Source organism: Streptomyces sp. NPDC016469 (genome assembly GCF_040632905.1).
In the GTDB taxonomy this organism is placed as follows: domain Bacteria; phylum Actinomycetota; class Actinomycetes; order Streptomycetales; family Streptomycetaceae; genus Streptomyces.
Genome location: NZ_JBEYCQ010000001.1, coordinates 399,704 through 418,573, shown reverse-complemented (window position 1 = coordinate 418,573; position 18,870 = coordinate 399,704). Strand labels below are relative to the sequence as shown.

14 protein-coding genes are annotated in these 18,870 nt (G+C 72.8%); 8 read left to right on the top strand and 6 right to left on the bottom strand.

Features of this window, described 5'->3' with window-relative positions; all coding sequences use genetic code 11:
• Positions 1–145: 145 nt before the first annotated feature.
• From ABZ565_RS01970 to ABZ565_RS01960, 3 genes are all read left to right on the top strand, one after another.
• Positions 146–973: a helix-turn-helix transcriptional regulator gene (locus tag ABZ565_RS01970; protein ID WP_361019213.1), complete on the top strand. Its 828-nt coding sequence runs from the start codon at positions 146–148 to the stop codon at positions 971–973.
• Positions 970–1,164: a DUF397 domain-containing protein gene (locus tag ABZ565_RS01965; RefSeq protein WP_361019210.1), complete on the top strand. Its 195-nt coding sequence runs from the start codon at positions 970–972 to the stop codon at positions 1,162–1,164. Before ABZ565_RS01970 ends, ABZ565_RS01965 begins: the two co-directional genes overlap by 4 nt.
• 162 nt (positions 1,165–1,326) lie before the next feature.
• A complete protein-coding gene (locus ABZ565_RS01960) occupies positions 1,327–6,369 on the top strand; it encodes a tetratricopeptide repeat protein (RefSeq protein WP_361019207.1) in 5,043 nt (1,680 codons plus the stop codon).
• A 72-nt stretch (positions 6,370–6,441) separates the two neighbouring features.
• Here ABZ565_RS01960 and ABZ565_RS01955 read toward each other — a convergent pair whose 3' ends face one another.
• The 5 genes from ABZ565_RS01955 to ABZ565_RS01935 form a co-directional block, all read right to left on the bottom strand.
• A complete protein-coding gene (locus tag ABZ565_RS01955) occupies positions 6,442–9,591 on the bottom strand; it encodes an efflux RND transporter permease subunit (protein ID WP_361019204.1) in 3,150 nt (1,049 codons plus the stop codon).
• Positions 9,592–9,766: 175 nt separating this feature from the next.
• Positions 9,767–10,459: a response regulator transcription factor gene (locus ABZ565_RS01950; RefSeq protein ID WP_361019201.1), complete on the bottom strand. Its 693-nt coding sequence runs from the start codon at positions 10,457–10,459 to the stop codon at positions 9,767–9,769.
• The gene (locus ABZ565_RS01945; protein WP_361019198.1) at positions 10,456–11,724 is read right to left on the bottom strand and encodes a sensor histidine kinase; all 1,269 of its coding nucleotides are present in this window, start codon (positions 11,722–11,724) and stop codon (positions 10,456–10,458) included. Before ABZ565_RS01945 ends, ABZ565_RS01950 begins: the two co-directional genes overlap by 4 nt.
• 129 nt (positions 11,725–11,853) lie before the next feature.
• Positions 11,854–12,132, bottom strand: a complete 279-nt coding sequence (locus tag ABZ565_RS01940; RefSeq protein WP_361019195.1) for a hypothetical protein — start codon at positions 12,130–12,132, stop codon at positions 11,854–11,856.
• A gap of 9 nt (positions 12,133–12,141) precedes the next feature.
• Positions 12,142–12,918, bottom strand: coding sequence for a PspA/IM30 family protein (locus ABZ565_RS01935; RefSeq protein WP_361019192.1), 777 nt, complete (start codon positions 12,916–12,918; stop codon positions 12,142–12,144).
• Positions 12,919–13,192: 274 nt separating this feature from the next.
• Between ABZ565_RS01935 and ABZ565_RS01930 the strand changes: the two genes are divergently transcribed.
• From ABZ565_RS01930 to ABZ565_RS01920, 3 genes are all read left to right on the top strand, one after another.
• Complete coding sequence (locus tag ABZ565_RS01930) at positions 13,193–13,792, top strand: DUF3043 domain-containing protein (protein WP_361019189.1); 600 nt, start codon at positions 13,193–13,195, stop codon at positions 13,790–13,792.
• 119 nt (positions 13,793–13,911) lie between these two features.
• Positions 13,912–14,634, top strand: a complete 723-nt coding sequence (locus ABZ565_RS01925; protein ID WP_361019186.1) for a methyltransferase domain-containing protein — start codon at positions 13,912–13,914, stop codon at positions 14,632–14,634.
• Positions 14,635–14,912: 278 nt separating this feature from the next.
• Positions 14,913–16,004 (top strand): trypsin-like peptidase domain-containing protein, encoded by a 1,092-nt coding sequence (locus ABZ565_RS01920; protein ID WP_361019183.1) that lies wholly within the window; start codon positions 14,913–14,915, stop codon positions 16,002–16,004.
• A 64-nt stretch (positions 16,005–16,068) separates the two neighbouring features.
• Here the strand turns inward: ABZ565_RS01920 and ABZ565_RS01915 are convergent, their stop codons facing one another.
• Positions 16,069–16,281 carry a hypothetical protein gene (locus ABZ565_RS01915; RefSeq protein WP_093709157.1) on the bottom strand — a complete coding sequence of 71 codons (213 nt, stop codon included), beginning with the start codon at positions 16,279–16,281 and terminating at the stop codon, positions 16,069–16,071.
• Between the two features lie 107 nt (positions 16,282–16,388).
• On the opposite strand from ABZ565_RS01915, the gene ABZ565_RS01910 reads away from it, so the two are divergent.
• Both ABZ565_RS01910 and cobT read left to right on the top strand, forming a co-directional pair.
• Positions 16,389–17,594: a bifunctional adenosylcobinamide kinase/adenosylcobinamide-phosphate guanylyltransferase gene (locus ABZ565_RS01910; RefSeq protein WP_361019180.1), complete on the top strand. Its 1,206-nt coding sequence runs from the start codon at positions 16,389–16,391 to the stop codon at positions 17,592–17,594.
• A gap of 143 nt (positions 17,595–17,737) precedes the next feature.
• Complete coding sequence (cobT, locus tag ABZ565_RS01905) at positions 17,738–18,826, top strand: nicotinate-nucleotide--dimethylbenzimidazole phosphoribosyltransferase (RefSeq protein ID WP_361019176.1); 1,089 nt, start codon at positions 17,738–17,740, stop codon at positions 18,824–18,826.
• Positions 18,827–18,870: the final 44 nt, after the last annotated feature.

Here is an 18,870-nt window from a genome sequence, read left to right as displayed (position 1 = left end):
CTCCGCCTCCGTTCGGGGAGCGCTCTGGCTCCCTGTCACACCCGCTGGTTACGGTGTGTGCCGCAATCGTCGCGCTGTGGCGGGTCTCCCCAACAGGGCCGCCGCGTCCCGACGTTCCACACGGGACACACGGAAGGCCCGCTCCATGACGTTCAGGCCCCAGCCGCTTTCCCCCTTCGCCTCCACGCGCCACTACTTCGGCTCGGAGTTACGCCGCCACCGCGAGCTCGCGAAGCTGTCTCTCGTACAGCTGGCGGACATCGTCAACTCCAGCAAGAGCACGCTCGCCCGCATCGAGACGGCCGAACTGATGCCCCCGCCGGACATGCCCAGCTGCCTGGACATCGCCTTCGGGACGGACGAGCTCTTCACGGGCCTCTACGAACTCGCCAAGCAGGACATTCATCCCGACAAGTACAAGCGGTACATGAACTTCGAGGCCCGGGCCGAGGTCATAGAACAGTACGGCGCGCAGGCGCTGCCCGGCTTGTTCCAGACCGAGCAATACGCCCGGGAGTTGCTCCGTTGCCAGGAGCACCTGACCGGCGAAATGGTCGATGAGCGGGTCACCGCCCGCATGTCCCGACAGGAGCGGCAGCACTCGGCGAATCCGCCGTTCCGGTGGGCGATCATCGACGAGGCGGTACTGCGGCGGCAGGTGGGCAGCCGGTCCTGCATGCACCAGCAACTGGCCTCGCTGTTGGAGCGGGTGGATACTCCGGACAGTAAGGTTCAGGTGATGCCGTTCAGTGCGGGACCGCACTCGCTGCTGGGTGGCGCGCTGACTCTGCTGACCCTGCCGGACGGCACCTCGGTGGCGTACGAGGAGAGCATCGAGGCCGGTCATCTCTACGAGGGCCCGGACGCGGTGAAGAAGTGGCGGCGGCAGTACGACGTACTGCGCGCCAACTCGCACTCCCTGGCCGAGTCGGCGGCAATGATCCGTACCGCGATGGAGGACTACCGACCATGACTCACTCCCCCGAGCTGAGTTCTGCCCGCTGGCGCCGCAGTAGCTACAGCAACACTAACGGGGGCGAATGCGTCGAGATCAGCGACGACTTCCCCGGCCTCGTCCCCGTACGCGACAGCAAGAACCCCACCGGCCCCGCGCTTGTCGTCCAGGCCGCCGCCTGGGGCGAATTCGTCTCGTCGCTGAAGTAGTTCGGCAACGGCCTGTCCCACACCCGCGTGTGGGACAGGCCGTTTCTCTATCACCTGAGGACCGGAAAGAGCCGAGTTTGTCCGGACCGGCCCCCAGGCGTCCCATCCGTGCCTACGCTGCTGTGCATTTCGGCGGCGTGGGTACGGAAGGCGGAGCGCCCGATGGTGCATGAGGCGGATGTGGTGGTCGCCGCGGAGCGCGAACCCGTGGGGACGGCGCTGTGCGTGGTGTGTGAGACGTACGCCGACCAGCGGACCTTTCCGCGGCTGACCGGTGCGGTGGCCCAGATGGAGGGCATAGCGAACCGCCTGGAGGCGCTGGGGATCGCGACCCGCGTGGCGGGCGGCGGCAACCCGACCTGGGCGGACTTCGACCGGGACCTCACCGCCTGGAGCGCGTCCGGCGCCGGAAAGCCCGCGATCATCGTCTGGTCCGGGCACGGCGTGCTCGTGGACGACGAACTCCGGCTGGTGCTCTGCGACTTGGACCTCGACGTCGAGCAGGTGGCCCGGGACGCGCGCGCTCTGCGGCGCGGGGTCTCGCCCGAGACCCTGGTCAACGAGGCCGTGGCATCCGGCGCCGACCAGATCCTGGTGATCATCGACGCCTGCCATGCCGGGGACGCCGTGGGCCGGAGCCTGGAGAAGGCCCTGCGGCGCTGGGAGACCACCTCCGCGCCGCCCGGCCGGGTGCAGTGGTTCGGGATCATGACGAGCTGCCGGCGCGGCGAGACCTCGGACGGCGCCGGGCCGCTGCTCGACGCGCTGGCCGAGGTGCTGAGGGAGGGCCCGGCCACCAGCGAGTACCGGTCGGCGTGGAGCGCCCACAACGCGTGGGTCAGCGGACCGGACGTGCTCGCCGCGCTCGGCGAGCGGTGGAGCGGCGAGGGGCAGACGCCGGTCCCCGCCGCCCTCGGCACCGGGCGGCCGGTCTTCCCGAACCCGCGCCACGTGCCCGGGGCGCCCGCACGGCTGGTGGAGCACCTGGTGCTCGCGGCCCGGGGCGTCGGGTTCCGTGAGGAGGGCTCGTTCTTCACGGGCCGGAAGCAGGTCCTGGGCCGGGTCACCGACTGGATCGAGGCCGACGAGGCCGGGCTCTTCCTGGTGACCGGGCCGGCCGGCTGCGGCAAGTCGGCGGTGCTGGGACGGATCGCGACGCTCACCGATCCGGTGGGGCGCGCGGAGACAGAGGCGCAGGGCGGCCTGCGGGAGGGCGACCCCGGCCCCGGCCCCGGGCACCCGCTCGCGGCGGTGCACCTGCGGGGGCTGAGTCCGCTGCAGGCGGCCTCGGAGCTGGCCCGGCGGCTCGGGCTGCCGGAGCCGCGCAACACGGACGACTTCCGGGGCGAGCTGCGTGCGCTGGACCGGCGTCCGGTGCTGGTTCTGGACGGCCTGGACGAGGTGCCCGTCGAGCATCTGCAAGCCATGATCGAGGAGTTGGTCTTCCCGCTCAGCCGGGCGGTCCCGGTCCTGCTCGGCTCGCGGGAGCGGGCGTTCGGCGGCAGCCTGGCGGGCGACGGGCACCGGGACGAGACCCTGCCGGACGCGCTGGCCCGGCTGATCGGGGCGGCCGTCACCACCGCGGACCTGGAGAAGGAGCCGGACACCCAGGAGGACATCGCCGCGTATGTGCGCCGCCGGTGCGAGGCGGGCGGCTTCCCGGCGGACCGGGCGCGGGAGGCGGGCGACGCGGTCGCCGCGCGCGCCACATCGGTCGGCGGCGGGTTCCTGTTCGCCCGGCTGGTGACGGGCTCGCTGCTGTCGGAGGGGCGGCCCGCCGGGGAAGGGGACGTGTGGCAGGCCGGTCTGCCGGAGTCCATCGGGGCCGCGTTCGAGGACGATCTGCGGGCGGGCCCGGTCCGGGTCCTGGCGGACGGCTCCGAACGCCCGGCCGCCGCACGGGACCTGCTGACCGCGTTGGCCTGGACGGCCGGGCGCGGGATGCCCGCCGGGGGTCTCTGGGAGGAGGTCGCCGGGGCGCTGGGCGGCAGGGAGACGCCGTACGACGAGAGCGATGTGGACTGGGTGCTGTCCGCGTACGGGCGCTACATCGTGGAGGACGCGGAGGACGGGCAGGCGGTGTACCGGCTGTACCACCGGGAGTTCGTCTCGCATCTCGCGTCCCGGCCGGTGGCGGGCGGGGCCGAGGCCGCGGAGGTGGTGCTCGCCGCGCTCGTGGCGCACGCGGAGCGGAAGGTACCGGACGGGGGCTGGGGGGCGGTGGACCCGTACGTGGACCGGGCGCTCTCGTGGCACGCGGTGCGGGCGGGTGCGCCGGGGATCGAGACGCTGCGGCAGTTCGCCAAGCGGATCGGGCCCAACGCGGTCCCGGTCCTGGCCCGGGCGTTGTACGGCTTCTCGGAGCGACTGGGGGCGGAAGGGGACCTGGAGAAGGCGTTGCGTACGGCGCAGGAGGCAGTCGGCTTCGTGCGGGTGGCGGAGGAGTCCGAGCCCGGCTTCCGTACCCCGACGCTGGTCCACGCCCTCATCAACGTCGCCAAGCGGTACACCGACCTCGGGGACCGTAAGGCCGCCCTGGCCCCGGCCCGGGAAGCGGTCGCGCTCCAGCGGGCTGTCACCGCGGCGGAGGGCGAAGCGGCCGTGGGCGACCTCGCCATCGCCACCGCCGCGCTCGCGCGCAGGCTCGCCGAAGCCGGTGACGTCGAGGGTGCGCTCACGCTCAACCGGGACGTCCTCGACGTCTTCAGGGGACTGGCCGAGAAGGAGCCCGCAGCCTTCCGCCCGCACCTCGCCGCCGCGCTGAACAACCTGGCGGTGGCTCTGAGGGCGGCCGGGGAGCGCAGGGCCGCAATCTCCCCCGCGCAGGAGGCGGTAGAGATCCACACCGAGCTGGCCGCCGCGCGCCCGGACGAGTTCCTGGGCTCGCTCGCCTCTTCTCTGAGCAACCTGGCCAACGCCCTCAAGTCAGTCGGCCGTCACAGGGACGCCCTGCCACACGCGGAGGCGGCGGTCGAGGCCAACCGGGAGCTGGCCGAGCGCCACCCCTCCGCCCTGCGGGCCGCCCTGGCGGGGTCTTTGACCAACCTGTCCGTACACCGGCAGGACGTGGGCGACCTCGCGGGGGCGCCGGCGCCCGCGCGTGAGTCCGTGGACATCTGCCGGGAGCTCGTCGTACGTCACCCGGACGCCTTCCGGCAGCACCTGGCCGGGGCTCTCCACAACCTGGCGGACCAGCTCTCCGCCGCCGGCGACCACGAGAACGCGCTCGCCACCGCACGCGAGGCCGCGCGCACGTTCGCCGCGCTCTCCAGTGAGCATCCGGAGGTCTTCCGCCCGGATCTCGCCCGGTCCCTGACATCCATGGCCAACAAGACCGCCGCCACCGGGGACCGCACCACCGCGGTGCTGTTCGCCCGTCAGGCCATCCAGCTCCAGCGCGAAGTCGTCAAGAGCACACCCCTGGCCGGCCTCCCCGGGCTCGCCGCGATGCTCACCAACCTCGCCATGCATCTGACCGCCGACGGTGAGCCCGTAGAGGCCCTGACGCACGCCGAGGAAGCCGCCGGACTCTACGGACGCCTCGCCGCCGAGGACCGGGACGCGTACCTCCCCGAGTACGCGACGGTCCTCAGCAACGTAGGCAACCACCGTGCGGGCCTGGGCGATCTGTCGGGCGCACTCACGGCGGGCCGGAAGGCGGTCACCCTCCGCCGGGAACTCGCCGTGCTGCAACCCGCCGCCCACCGCCCGGCCCTGGCCACCGCCCTCACCAATCTCGCCGGCCATCTGAACCGGGCCGGAGAACCGGAGGAGGGTTTGCAAGCCGCTACGGAGGCCGTGGCGCTCCTGCGTGAACTCGTCCCCGACGCACCCGCCCTGCGTCCCACCCTCGCGGGGGCCCTCGGCACGCTGGCCCAGAATCTCGCCGACACCGGGAGTCCGGAAGAGGCCCTGCCGGTGGCACGGGAAGGGGTGGAGCTCTCCCGCCGGCTCACGGAGGAGCACAGCGGTGCCCGGCTCCCCGACCTGGCGCTCGCCCTGCGCAACCTCGGCATGCTGCGCGGGATGAACGGGGACCACGAAGGTGCCGTGGACACGGCTCGGGAGGCGGTCGCCGCGTACCGCGCCCTGGCCCTCGAGAACCCGCGCCCCTTCGCGGACGATCTGGCGCACGCGGTCGGGAACCTGGCCCGCGCTCTCGCCCGCACCGGCGACCACGACTCGGCGGCCGAGGCATACGCGACCACCGCGGCCGAGTTCACCGAGGCCCACCCAGTGACCGCCCGGCGCCTCGGCGTCGAACGGAGCATCTTCCTGCTGAGCGGCCCCGATCCACTCCCCTCGGAGGGCGTACGCGCACTCGTGTCGTTCCTCGGGCGGGACGCCGGTCTAGGACCGGAGGACGGCCCGGACCTGGTGACCGTACGGGCACGGCGGGCGCTGCGCGCCCACGGCGACCGGCAGGAGGTGCGCGCCGCGTGGGAGGCGGAGACCCACGGCCCCGCGCCCGACTGGCTCGCGCTGTCGGCCGCGACGCTGGAGGCGGTGGGCACCTGGATGTTCGCGCCCGACTGGCCGACGTCGCGCGACCTCTGGTCCCGGAACGCCGACACGCTCGCCGGCGAGGAGGCCGCGACGGCGCTCGATGAGCTGGCGCTCCTGGACGCGACCACCGCGCAACGGCACGCCGCGCTCCGCGCGTTCGTGCTCGGCCACGGCGTGACCGCCGCCTACGATCCGCTGATCCTCTCCGGGCAGCTGGCCGACTGGGTGGGCTGCGAGTCCTGGGCCGAGTCGCGGGCGTACCTCCAGGACCACCCGCGCCTGCTCCAGGTGCGGCCGTCCCCGGAGACCCCGCTCTCGCACGTCGCCCTCCTGGACATCTCCCGTACGGAGGGGATGGACGCCGCCTACGCGCTGGTGGAGGACCGGGACGCGCTCCAGGCGTACGTGGGAAGGGCGGTGGAGGCCGGTGACGGCACCTCCCTGATGCACGCGGCCGCCATCGAGGGACAGGTCTTCGAGGACCGGCTGTCCTCCTTCACCCATGCGCAGGTGAGCATGGTGCTCACGGGGGCCGTCCAGGGCATCGAACCGGAGGAGCTGGCCGAGCTGATCCCGCGTGCCCCGGAGGAGATCCGGGGCCGGCTGGTGCGGGAGGTCGCGGGTCTCAGTGTCCGGTACGCCGAGCCGCACGGGGAACTGTGGCTCCGCATGATCAAGGCGCTCAGCGGGGCGGCCTGACGGTCTCGGCCGTACGCGAAGGGCCCGGCCCGCACGCTCGTGCGGGCCGGGCCCCTGGTGTCACCGCGTGGGTCAGGCCCGCGTCGGCTCCGGCTCGCCGGACTCCTGCGCCTCCGCCGGGGCCGGGGCGCCGGCCTTCGCGGCCCGCTTGGCGGCCTTCTTGTTCCGGCGGCGTTCCTTGCGGAGCTCCACCATCGCGTACAGCGTCGGCACCAGGAGGAGCGTCAGCAGCGTCGAGGTGATCAGACCGCCGATGACGACGACGGCCAGCGGCTGCGAGATGAAGCCGCCCTCGCCGGTGACGCCGAGCGCCATCGGGAGCAGGGCGAAGATCGTCGCCAGGGCCGTCATGAGGATCGGGCGCAGACGGTGGCGGCCACCCTCGACGACCGCTTCGATGACGCCCATGCCCTGGGCCCGGTACTGGTTGATGAGGTCGATCAGCACGATCGCGTTGGTCACCACGATGCCGATCAGCATCAGCATGCCGATCATCGCCGCGACGCCCATCGGGGTGCCGGTGACGACGAGCAGACCGATCGCCCCGGTGGCGGCGAACGGGATGGAGACCAGCAGGATCAGCGGCTGGATCAGCGACCGGAAGGTGGCGACCAGCAGCATGAAGACGATCGCGATGGCCGCCAGCATGGCCAGGCTGAGCTTGATCAACGCATCCTGCTGGTCCTCGGAGACACCGCCGATGGTGGCGGTGGCGCCGGCCGGGAGCTTGAGGGCATCGATCTTCTCCGTGAGCTCCTTGCTGACGTCACCGGTGTTGTCGCCGGTGGGCCTGGCGGTGATCGTCGCGGCGCGCTGGCCGTCGATCCGCGTCGTGGAGACCGGTCCGGGGACCAGCTTCACGTCGGCGATGGTGCCCAGCTTCACGCGGCCCAGCGAGAGGTTCTTCAGCTCCTCCATGGTGGTGGCCGGGTGGGCCGACTTCACGACGACATCGCGCTCGGTGTCGCCCATGATCGCCTTGCCGGCGGGGGTGCCCTTCACCGCGGCGGCGACGGCCGCCCCGAGCGTGGCCTGGGTGTAACCGGCGTCGGCGGCCTTGGCGTTGGCCGTGACGGAGATGCGCTTGACGCTCTCGGCCAGGTCGCTCTCGACGTCCGTGGCCTCCTTGAGCTCGGACATCTCGGCCCGTACGGCCTCCGACGCCTTCTTCAACGTCTCCGCGTCGGGGGCCTTGACCACGACGCTCAGGTTCTGGCTGCCGAAGCCGTCGCCCGCCGAGATGGTGGTGTCACCGATGCCGTCGAGCTCGGCGAGGGCGCTCTCGATGCGGTCCTGGGCGTCCTCGAAGTCGGAGGCGTCCTTCAGCGTGATCTGGTAGCTGGCCTGGTTGGCTCCCGTACCACCGCCGAAGGCGGCCATGAAGCCGGAGGAGCCGACGGTGACCTGGTAGTCCTTGACGCCCTTGTCGTCGGTGAGGACCTTTTCGACCTTCCTGGCCGCCTGGTCCGCGGCGTCCAGGCTGGTGCCCGGGGCCAGCTCCTGCTTGATGGACAGGACTTCCTGCTCCCCCTGGTCGAAGAAGGTGAACTTCAGCAGCGGCGCCATGCCGAAGGTGCCGACCAGCACGACGACGGCGATGAGAAGGCTGACGACGCGGCGCCGGGTGGCGAAGCGCAGCACCGGGACGTAGATCTTCTGGAGGCGGCTGCGCGCCTCCTTCTCCTCGGCCTCGCGGCGCGCCTTCTCCGGGTCCTCGGCGGTGCCCTTGGGAGCGCGCAGGAACCAGTACGACAGGACGGGGACCACGGTCAGCGAGACAAGGAGCGAGGCCAGCAGGGCCGCGGTGACGGTCAGCGAGAACGGCCCGAAGAGCTGCCCGACCATGCCGCCGACGAGGCCGATCGGCAGGAAGACGGCCACGGTGGTGAGGGTGGACGAGGTGACCGCGCCGGCCACCTCCTTGACCGCGGTGATGATCGCCGAGTGGCGCTCCTCGCCGTAGCCGAGGTGACGCTTGATGTTCTCCAGGACGACGATCGAGTCGTCCACGACCCGGCCGATCGCGATGGTGAGCGCGCCCAGCGTCAGCATGTTGAGCGACAGGTCGCGGGTCCAGAGCACGATCAGCGCGAGGACCACGGAGAGCGGGATGGAGACCGCGGTGACCAGGGTGGAGCGCAGCGAGGCCAGGAAGACCAGGATCACGATGACCGCGAAGACCAGGCCGAGCGCGCCCTCGGTGGTCAGGCCGGAGATCGCCTTGGAGACGGCCGGGCCCTGGTCCGAGACGACGGTCAGGTCGGCGCCGGAGCCGAGGTCCTTGCGCAGGTCCGGGAGCTTGTCCTCGACGGCCTCCGAGATGGCGACGGCGCTGCCGTCCTTGTCCATCGTCGCCATGACGGCGAGGCTCGGGCGGCCGTTGGTGCGGGTGATGGAGTCCGCGGTGGCGGCCTCCTGCTTCACCGTCGCGATGTCACCGAGGCGGACCGGCTTGCCGGGCTTGCCCGAGGCCGGGTTCCGACCGGTGACCCGCAGGTCCTCGATCTGCTCCAGCGAGGAGAAGGCGCCGCCGACCTGGACGGTGCGGCTCTTGCCGGACTCCGAGAAACCGCCGGCGGGGACGGTCGCACCGCCCGCCTGGAGAGCCTGGGCGAGCGAGGCCGCGTCCAGTCCGGCGGCGGCGAGCTTCTTGTCGTCCGGGGTGACGGAGACCTGGAGGTCGCGGACACCGTCGACGGAGACCTGGCCGACGCCGTCGATGTCCTCCAGGGCGGGGACGACGGTGCGGTCCAGCTGGTCGGCGAGCGCCTGCTGGTCCTTGTCCGAGGTGACGGCGAGGACGACGGTCGGGATGTCGTCCGTCGAGCCGGCGATGACCTGCGGGTCGACGTCCTGGGGAAGCTGGACGCGGGCCCGGTTCACGGCCTGCTGGATGTCGGCGACGAGTTGCTTGGTGCCCTCGTCACCGAAGTCGAAGGTCGCCATGACGAGGGCGTTGCCCTCGCTGGCGGTCGACGTGATGCCGGTGACGCCGTCGACGGCCTTGATGGAGTTCTCGAGCGGTTCGACGACCTGCTTCTCGACCACATCGGGGGACGCACCCTGGTAGGGGGCGAGCACCGACACCATCGGCAGTTCGATGGTGGGCAGCAGCTGCTGCTTGAGCTGCGGGATCGCGATCGCTCCGAAGACGAGCGCGACGATCGAGATCAGACCGATCAGGGCCCTTTGCGCGAGGCTGAATCTGGACAGCCAGGACATGGGTGGGTCTCTTTCTGTGGCTTACGCGGCAGGCGGGCGGGATGCCGGGGCCGTGCCCGGGGGACAGATCCCGCCCACCTATACGATCGCCGATCCCCGGGACGAAAGTCCTCGGCCCCAGGGTCGCTTTCTCACTCCGCGCATACCGCAGGTGGAGTACACCTCGGCTGCACCCTCACTCCACCCGTGGGCGCACCAGGCCCGATTCGTACGCGATTACCACCAGTTGCGCACGGTCCCGGGCGCCCAGCTTCGCCATCGCCCGGTTCACATGGGTCTTGACGGTCAGTGGGCTGACGACCAGGCGCTCCGCGATCTCGTCGTTGGACAGCCCGCCCGCGACCAGGACCAGCACCTCGCGCTCCCGCGTCGTGAGGGCCGCCAGCCGCTCCGAGTACGCGGCCGCCCCCGGCCCCTCGTCGGCCCCGCCGCCCTGCGCGAGGAACGTGGCGATCAGGCCCTTGGTCGCGGCCGGCGAGAGCAGCGCCTCGCCCCCCGCGGCGATCCGGATCGCGTTGAGGAGTTCGTCCGGCTCGGCGCCCTTGCCGAGGAAGCCCGAGGCCCCGGCGCGCAGCGACTGCACCACGTACTCGTCCACCTCGAAGGTGGTGAGCATGACCACGCGGACGTCCGCGAGATCCGGGTCGGCGCTGATCATGCGGGTGGCGGTGAGCCCGTCGGTGCCGGGCATGCGGATGTCCATCAGCACCACGTCGGGGCGCTCGGCGCGGGCCACCTCCACGGCCTGCGCCCCGTCCGCCGCCTCGCCCACCACCCGCATGTCGGGCTCCGAGTCGACCAGCACCCGGAACGCGCTGCGCAGCAGCGCCTGGTCGTCGGCGAGCAGGACCTTGATGGCCGGTGTCATGCGTTCTCCCCCGTCCGGCCCGCCGCGCCCGGCCGACCGGGCTCCTGGGCGCGGGCCTCGACGGGCAGGATCGCATGGACGCGGAACCCTCCCCCGTAGCGGGGACCTGCGGTGAGGGTGCCGCCCAGGGCGGTGACGCGTTCCCGCATCCCGAGCAGTCCGTGGCCGCCGCCGGAGGCGGAGTCGGCGCCCGCGGTGTTCCCGCGGCCGTTGTCCAGGACCATGACCTCGGCCGTGGCTCCGACCCGTACGACGCTCACCTCGGCCTTGGCGCCCGGGCCCGCGTGCTTGCGGACGTTGGTCAGCGCCTCCTGGATCACCCGGTACGCGGCCAGGTCGACGGCCGAGGGCAGCGGCGGCTCGCCCTCGGCGGCGCAGGCCACCTCGACGGGCAGCCCGGCCTGGCGCACGCTCTCCACGAGCTGGCCGAGAACCGCGAGGCCGGGGGCCGGTTCGGTGGGCGCCTCCGGGTCGCCGGACTGGCGGAGCAGGCCGACGGTGGCCCGAAGCTCGTTGAGCGCGGACCGGCTCGCCTCGCGGACGTGGGCGAGGGCCTGTTTCGCCTGGTCGGGGCGCTTGTCCATGACGTGGGCGGCGACCCCGGCCTGCACGTTGACCAGGGCGATGTGGTGGGCGACGACGTCGTGCAGGTCGCGGGCGATGCGCAGCCGCTCCTCGGCGACCCGGCGGCGGGCCTCCTCCTCGCGGGTCCGTTCGGCCCGTTCTGCGCGCTCCCGGATCGCGTCGACGAAGGCGCGCCGGGAGCGGACCGCGTCGCCCGCCGCCCCGGCCATCCCGGTCCAGGCGAAGACGCCCAGATTTTCCTGGCTGTACCAGGGCGGTGACCCGAAGAGCATGGCGGCGGCGGTGAGCGCGGCCATGGTGAGCAGCCCGACCCGCCAGGTGGTGGGCCGGTCGGTGCGGGCGGCGACGGTGTACAGCGCGATGACGGAGCTCATCACGACGGGGGCCGGCGGGTCAGCGGTGACCAGTTCCACGACGGTCAGCGCCCCGGTGGCGGCGAGCACCGCCATCGGTTCGCGGCGCCGCCGGATCAGGGCCAGCGAGCTGAGCAGCATCAGCAGCAGGCTGCTCGCGGCGGGTGTGCGGGCGCCGAAGGTGGGCCCGTCGTGCCCGCCGGGGTCCACGAACGACGCGAAGACCATCGCCACGAGCACGCCCAGGGCGAGCGCGCCGTCCAGCGCGAGGGGGTGGGCGCGCAGCCATTGGCGGATGCGCAGCACCCCGGTTCCGAGGGTGGTCACGTCGGGCTACGTTACGGCGTGCCGCGCGCGGCACGTTCCGGCCGGGAGCGGCGGGCCCGGACGCGCCTGTGCCCCGCGTCCGTCGGACGGGCGCGGGGCACAGGCGAGGGTGCTGGAGAGCGGTCGGCGTCAGCCGGGGATCAGGCCGTCGTCGGTGAGCATGGCGCGTACCTCTTCGAGGGTGGCGTCCGGCGACGGCAGGATCAGTTCGGACGGCTCCAGGGAGTCGTCCGGCAGGGGCGTGCCGAGTTCGCGCACGCGGGCCAGGAGCGCGTGGAGCGTGGTGCGGAAGCCGGGTCCGTCACCGCGTTCCATCTCGGCCAGCAGGGCGTCGTCGAGCTTGTCGAGCTCGACGAGATGACTGTCGGCCAGGACCGCCTGGCCCTCCCCCATGATCCGTACGATCATGACGCCGCCTCAGTTCTTGTCGAATTTGTGCGACTGGCTGTTCTGCTGCTGGGCGTCCTGCGGGCCGCCCTCGATCGCCTGCTGCGAGGAGGAGCCGCCGGCCAGCTCGGCCTTCATGCGCTGAAGCTCCAGCTCCACATCCGTACCACCGGAGATCCGGTCCAGCTCGGCGGCGATGTCGTCCTTCGCCGTGCCGCTCGGGTCGTCCAGGGCGCCGGAGGCCAGCAGCTCGTCGATCGCGCCGGCACGGGCCTGGAGCTGCTGCGTCTTGTCCTCGGCCCGCTGGATCGCCAGGCCGACGTCGCCCATCTCCTCGGAGATGCCGGAGAACGCCTCCCCGATCCGGGTCTGCGCCTGGGCCGCCGTGTAGGTGGCCTTGATGGTCTCCTTCTTCGTCCGGAAGGCGTCCACCTTGGCCTGAAGACGCTGGGCCGCGAGAGTGAGCTTCTCCTCCTCGCCCTGCAGCGTGGTGTGCTGCGTCTCCAGGTCGGTGACCTGCTGCTGGAGGGCGGCGCGGCGCGACAGCGCCTCGCGGGCCAGGTCCTCGCGGCCGAGCGCGAGCGCCTTGCGGCCCTGGTCCTCCAGCTTCGAGGACTGGCCCTGCAGCTGGTTCAGCTGCAGCTCCAGCCGCTTGCGCGAGGTCGCCACGTCGGCGACTCCGCGGCGCACCTTCTGAAGCAGCTCCAGCTGCTTCTGGTACGAGTAATCAAGGGTCTCGCGCGGATCCTCGGCCCGGTCAAGGGCCTTGTTTGCCTTCGCGCGGAAGATCATCCCCATACGCTTCATGACACCGCTCATGGGCTTCGCGCGCCCCCTTCTGACTCAACTGGGCTCCAGCACTCCAACAGAACCCACAGTACGGGCCCTGTCTCTATTACCGCACTGTTCGGGCGTGGATGGGCTCCTCCCCAAGGACGACTGTGTTCCCGGTCCACTCCCGCCCAGGGAGTAGGTGACGCCCGTACCGGCCACCCGTACACGGTCGAGGACGCGGGCCGTTGCCGGATCGTTCCCGGGCGGCCTGCGGGGATCCGCGACCGACCCCGTACCCTTGGGCCTTGTGTTCCGTAGCCGCTCCAAGGAAGAGAAGGCCCCCACCGACAAGGTGACGGCGGACCTCTCCAAGACGCCCCGCGACCCGCAGGCCCCCAAGGGTCGCCCCACCCCCAAGCGCAGCGAGGCCCAGACGCAGCGCCGTCGCGCCTCCAGTGGTGCGCCGCTCGACCGCAAGGAGGCCGCCAAGCGGCAGCGCGAGGCGCGCCGCGTGGACATGGCCAAGCAGCGGGAAGCGCTCGCCAATGGTGACGAGCGCTATCTGCCCGCGCGCGACAAGGGGCCGGTGCGCCGCTTCGTCCGCGACTTCGTGGACTCGCGCTTCTGCATCGCGGAGTACTTCCTGCCGCTCGCCGTGGTCATCCTGATCCTCAGCGTGATCCAGGTGCAGGGCATCCAGAACATCTCGCTGCTGCTCTGGCTGATCGTGATCGTGCTGATCGTGCTCGACTCGATCGGGCTCGCGTTCCGTCTGCGCAAGCAGCTGAACACGCGGTTCCCGGACACGCCCAAGCGCGGCGCGGTCGCCTACGGGCTGATGCGTACGCTCCAGATGCGGCGGCTCCGTCTGCCGAAGCCGCAGGTCAAGCGCGGAGAGCGGCCCTGAGCACCGAGCCGTCCGGCCCGGTCGACGGTGCGTCCGCCGACCGGCCGGCCGGTGCCGTCTCCGGCTTCGCCGGGGCTTCGGCGGCCTGGACCAAGGGCCTGACGGGCCTGCGCAACACCGTGCGCCAGGAGCTGGTCGCCCGGCAGCTGGACGAACAGATCGCGGCCCGCTTCCCGGTCGGGCAGCGGCTGCGCATCCTGGACGTCGGCATGGGCCAGGGCACGCAGGCGCTGCGGCTGGCCCGGGCCGGGCACACCGTGACCGGCCTGGAGTCCGACGCGGAAATGCTGCGGACCGCCCGTGAGGCGCTGAGCGGCGAGCCGGCGGGCATCCGCGAGCGGGTGCGGCTCATCGAGGGCAACGGCCAGGACACCGGGGTCCACTTCCTGCCCGGCAGCTTCGACGTGGTCCTCTGCCACGGCGTGCTGATGTACGTCCAGGAGCCGGACGCCATGGTGGCGGGCCTGGCCCGGATGCTGGCGCCGGGCGGGCTGCTGTCCCTGCTCGTACGGAACGCCGACGCGCTGGCGATGCGGCCGGGGATGGCCGGGGACTTCGCCGGGGCCCTGGCGGCGTTCGACTCCGACCGCTACACCAACCGGCTCGGGCTGTCCGTACGCGCGGACCGGCTGGAGGCGCTGACGGCGACGCTGGCCTCGATCGCGGCACCGCTGCACGCCTGGTACGGGGTGCGGATCTTCACGGACAACGTGAGCAACGACGTGGAGCTGCCGTCGGCCGCGGAGCTGGAGCGGGTGCTCGCGGCGGAGGACCGGGCGGGTCGTACGGACCCGTATCGCGGGGTGGCGGCGCTGCTGCATCTGTGTGGCGTACGGGGCTGAGGTCGTGGGGTCGGTTGACCCGGGGCGTCCGGGCGGGCGTCTTGTCCTCAAGCGCCGGACGGGCTGAAGGATTGCCCTCAATCGCCGGGCGGGCTTGATTTTCGGCCGCCCGGCCCTGTCATGCGCGGGCCGATCCTCTCTGGATTTTTGGCCGCCCGGCCCTGTCATGCGCGGGCCGATCCTCTGGATTTTCAGGCGCCCGGCGCTGCCATGTGCACCTTTCCTCCCATGGATGCGCTCAACGGGCCGCCCGCAGGGGCAAAAGTAATAATCCGGACATGGATGCCATTCACTCCCGTCGCCGTGCGCGCCGGCTGTTGCTTCCCCTGTCCGCGGGTGTCTGCGCGATCGCGCTGGTGAGCGGGTGCTCCGGTTCGGACGCCCCCGCTCCGGGGCCGGACGCGACGGCGTCCGGCTCGGCGCAGCCCGGGCCGGCCGCGAAGGCCACCGGTGATCTGCAGAGCGAGTACCAGTCCACCATCAGCGACGTGCTGCCGTCGGTCGTGCAGATCGACGCCTCCGAGAGCCTGGGATCCGGTGTCGTCTACGACGCCAAGGGCCATATCGTCACCAACGCGCACGTCGTCGGTGACGAGAAGACGTTCAAGGTCACGGTGGCCACCGGCGAGAAGGTGCTGAAGGCGTCGCTGGTCGCCGCCTACCCCGAGCAGGACCTGGCGGTCATCAAGCTGGACCACGTGCCCGACGGGCTGCGGCCCGCGAAGTTCGGCGACTCGGAGAAGGTCGCGGTCGGGCAGATCGTGCTGGCGATGGGTTCCCCGCTGGGCCTGTCCAGCAGCGTCACCCAGGGCATCGTCTCGGCCCTCGGCCGGACCGTGAGCGAGAGCCGCTCGGGCGGCGGCACCGGCGCGACCATCGCCAACATGGTGCAGACCTCGGCGGCGATCAACCCGGGCAACAGCGGAGGGGCCCTGGTGAACCTGGACAGCCAGGTCATCGGCATTCCGACGCTCGCCGCCTCCGACCCCCAGATGGGCGACAGCGCGGCGCCCGGGATCGGCTTCGCCATCCCGGCCTCGATGGTGCGGACGGTCGCGGACCAGATCATCAAGAACCGCAAGGTCACCGACTCGGGCCGGGCGGCGCTCGACATCACCGGCCGCACGGTCGTGAACGACGACTACCGCCCGGCGGGGGTCGCGATCGTCAGCGTGCAGAACGGCGGCGCGGCCGACAAGGCGGGGCTGCGGGCCGGCGACATCATCGTGAAGGTGGACGACACGAAGGTCACCACGATCACCTCGCTCTCCGAGGCGCTGGCCGGCCACAAGCCGGGCCAGAAGGCGAAGGTGACGTACACACGCGGAAGTTCGGAGAAGACGGCCGAAGTCACCCTCGGCGAGATCTGACCGTACGGAGACGGCTGCCGCCGGGTGGGTCCCCGAGGGCTCACCCGGCGGCAGCCGTGCGCCGTCAGCCGGCCGCGTCCGCCTGGAGGCTCATCGGGCCGTAGATCTTCGTTCCGTCGTCGAAGAGCGTGACCTGGTCCGCCCCGCCGTCCAGGAGTTCCTTCCAGTACTCACCGATCCAGGACTCCGCGTCGCCCTGGGTCGTGAACTCCTCCGGCTGCAGGGCCGGCTCCGTCTCCGTACCGTCGGACTTCTCGAACCGCCACGTCCACGCCATGTGCGCCTCCTGGGTATGTCGTTCCCCTCGGCAGCCTAGGGCCTGCGCGGCGGATCTTCGAGAGCCCACGTCGCGCACCCCGCGCGGCGACGCGGGAGGATCGGAGCGTGGAACTGACTCTGCTCGGCACCGGAGCCCCCGACGGGCTGCCGCGGCCCGACTGCCCCTGCGCCGCCTGCGCCCTCGCCCGCGGAGCCGGCAGCCGGGCCGCGACCGCCCTCCTGGTCGACGACGCGCTGCTGCTCGACCTCACGCCCGGGGCGGTGTTCGCCGCCGCCCGCGCCGGCCACTCGCTCACCGGCGTACGCCAGGTCCTCCTGACCCATCCGCACGACGGACCGGCCGTCGAGCTGCCCGCCGGGCTGCCTCCGGCGGGCCGGGTGCCGGACGGGCGGGTGCTGACGCTGATCAGCGGGCACCGGGTCCGGGCCGTGCCGATGGACGCGCCCGGTACGGGGTACGAGGTGACCTCGCCGGAGGGCGCCCGGCTGCTGTACCTCCCGCCCGGCGGCGCACCGGCCGGGCTGACGGACCCGGTGGCGCAGCCGTACGACCTGGTCGCCGGGGACGTCGTCGGGCGGCCCGACGCGGTGGCGCGGCTGCGGGCCGTCGAGGCGATCGGGCCCGCCACCGAGCTGATCGCCGTCCACCTGGACCACGACGCGCCGCCCGCCCCCGAGCTGGAGCGCCGGCTCGCCGCCGCCGGGGCGCGGGCGGTGCCGGACGGCACGACACTGGCGGTCGGCGGCCTCCGCGCCCCGGCCGCCGCGGTCCCCCGGCGCACCCTGGTCACCGGTGGCGCCCGTTCCGGGAAGTCCGTCGAGGCGGAACGGCGCCTGGAGACGTACCCGGAGGTCGTGTACGTGGCGACGGGCGGCGCCCGGGACGGGGACGCGGACTGGGCGGCCCGGGTGGGGCTGCACAGGGAGCGCCGGCCGGCCGCCTGGCGCACCGAGGAGACCTGTGACCTGGCGGAGCTGCTGTCGTCGGACGGGCCGCCGCTGCTCATCGACTGCCTGTCGCTGTGGCTGACGGACGCGATGGACCGGGTGGACGCCTGGGACGAGGCGGCGTGGGCGGCGGGCGGCGAGCGCGCGCTGCGGGCCAGGACGGCGGAGCTGGTCGCGGCGGTGCGCGGGACGCGGCGCACGGTGGTCCTGGTGACCAACGAGACCGGCTCCGGAGTGGTGCCGGCGACGGCGGCCGGGCGGCGCTTCCGGGACGAGCTGGGCCGGCTGAACGCCGCGGTGGCCGAGGAGTGCGAGCAGGTGCTGCTGGTGGTGGCGGGCCAGGTGCTGACGCTGCGCGGCTGAGGGGGTACGGGGACCGGGACGGGGGCCGGGGGCGCGGGGCCGTACCGGGCGGGCCCGGAAAACGTGGCGGGTACTGTTCCGCAGGGAGCCCGCCGCCGGGCTCCCCGGACCACTCCCCGTATCGACCCGCGAGGCAGACCCCCGTGAATCTGGACGACTTCTCCGACCTGATCGAACGCCCCGACGGGGGCGTACGGCGCGACGCCGAGGAACGCCGGGAGCGGCTCGTCGTGCCCCCGGGCGCCCTGGGCCGGCTGGACGAGCTGGCCGAGTGGCTGTCGACCGCGCAGCAGGCGTCGCCGGTGCGGACCGTGGAGCAGCCGCGCGTCGTGCTGTTCGCGGGTGACCACGGCGTTGCCGGGCTCGATGTGTCCGGCCGTGCGGCGTCCACCGCGCACGAGCTGGTACGGGCCACGCTGGACGGCTCGACCCCCCTGGCGGTCCTGGCCCGCCGGTTCTCCGTACCGGTGCGGATCGTGGACGCCGGTCTGGACTGCGACCCGGAGCTGCTGCCGGAAGCGGTGGTCCGGACCCGGGTGCGGCGCGGCAGCGGCCGTATCGACGTCGAGGACGCGCTGACGGCCGAGGAGGCCGAGGCCGCCGTGCGGCTCGGGATCGCGGTGGCCGACGAGGAGGCCGACTCGGGCACCGACCTGGTGGTGCTCGGCGACCTGAGCGTGGGCGGCACGACGGCGGCGGCCACGCTGATCGCGGCGCTCTGCGGCACGGACGCCTCGGTGGTGACCGGGCGCGGCGGTGCCGGGATCGACGACCTGGCGTGGATGCGCAAGTGCGCGGCGATCCGCGACGCGCTGCGCCGGGCCCGGCCGGTCCTAGGCGACCAGCTGGAGCTGCTGGCCACCGTGGGCGGCGCGGACCTGGCGGCGATGACCGGCTTCCTGCTCCAGTGCGCGGTGCGGCGGCTGCCCGTGGTCCTGGACGGCGTGGTCGGCGCGGCGGCGGCGCTGGTCGGCCAGCGGGCCGCGTTCCGGGCGCCCGACTGGTGGCTGGCGGGCCAGCTGAGCGGCGAGCCCGCGCAGGCGAAGGCCCTCGACCGGATGGCGCTCAACCCGCTGCTCGACCACGGCGTCGTCGTGGGCGAGGGCTGCGGGGCACTGCTCGCCCTTCCCTTCGTCCAGGCCGCCGCCGCGCTGGCCGCCGAGCTGCCCGAGCGGGAGCCGGAGGGGGCGGAGGACGCCGCGGACGACGAGAAGGACGACGCGACGGACTGACGCCGGCTGCGGGCCCCTCGTGCGTGCGAGGCCCCATATGATCC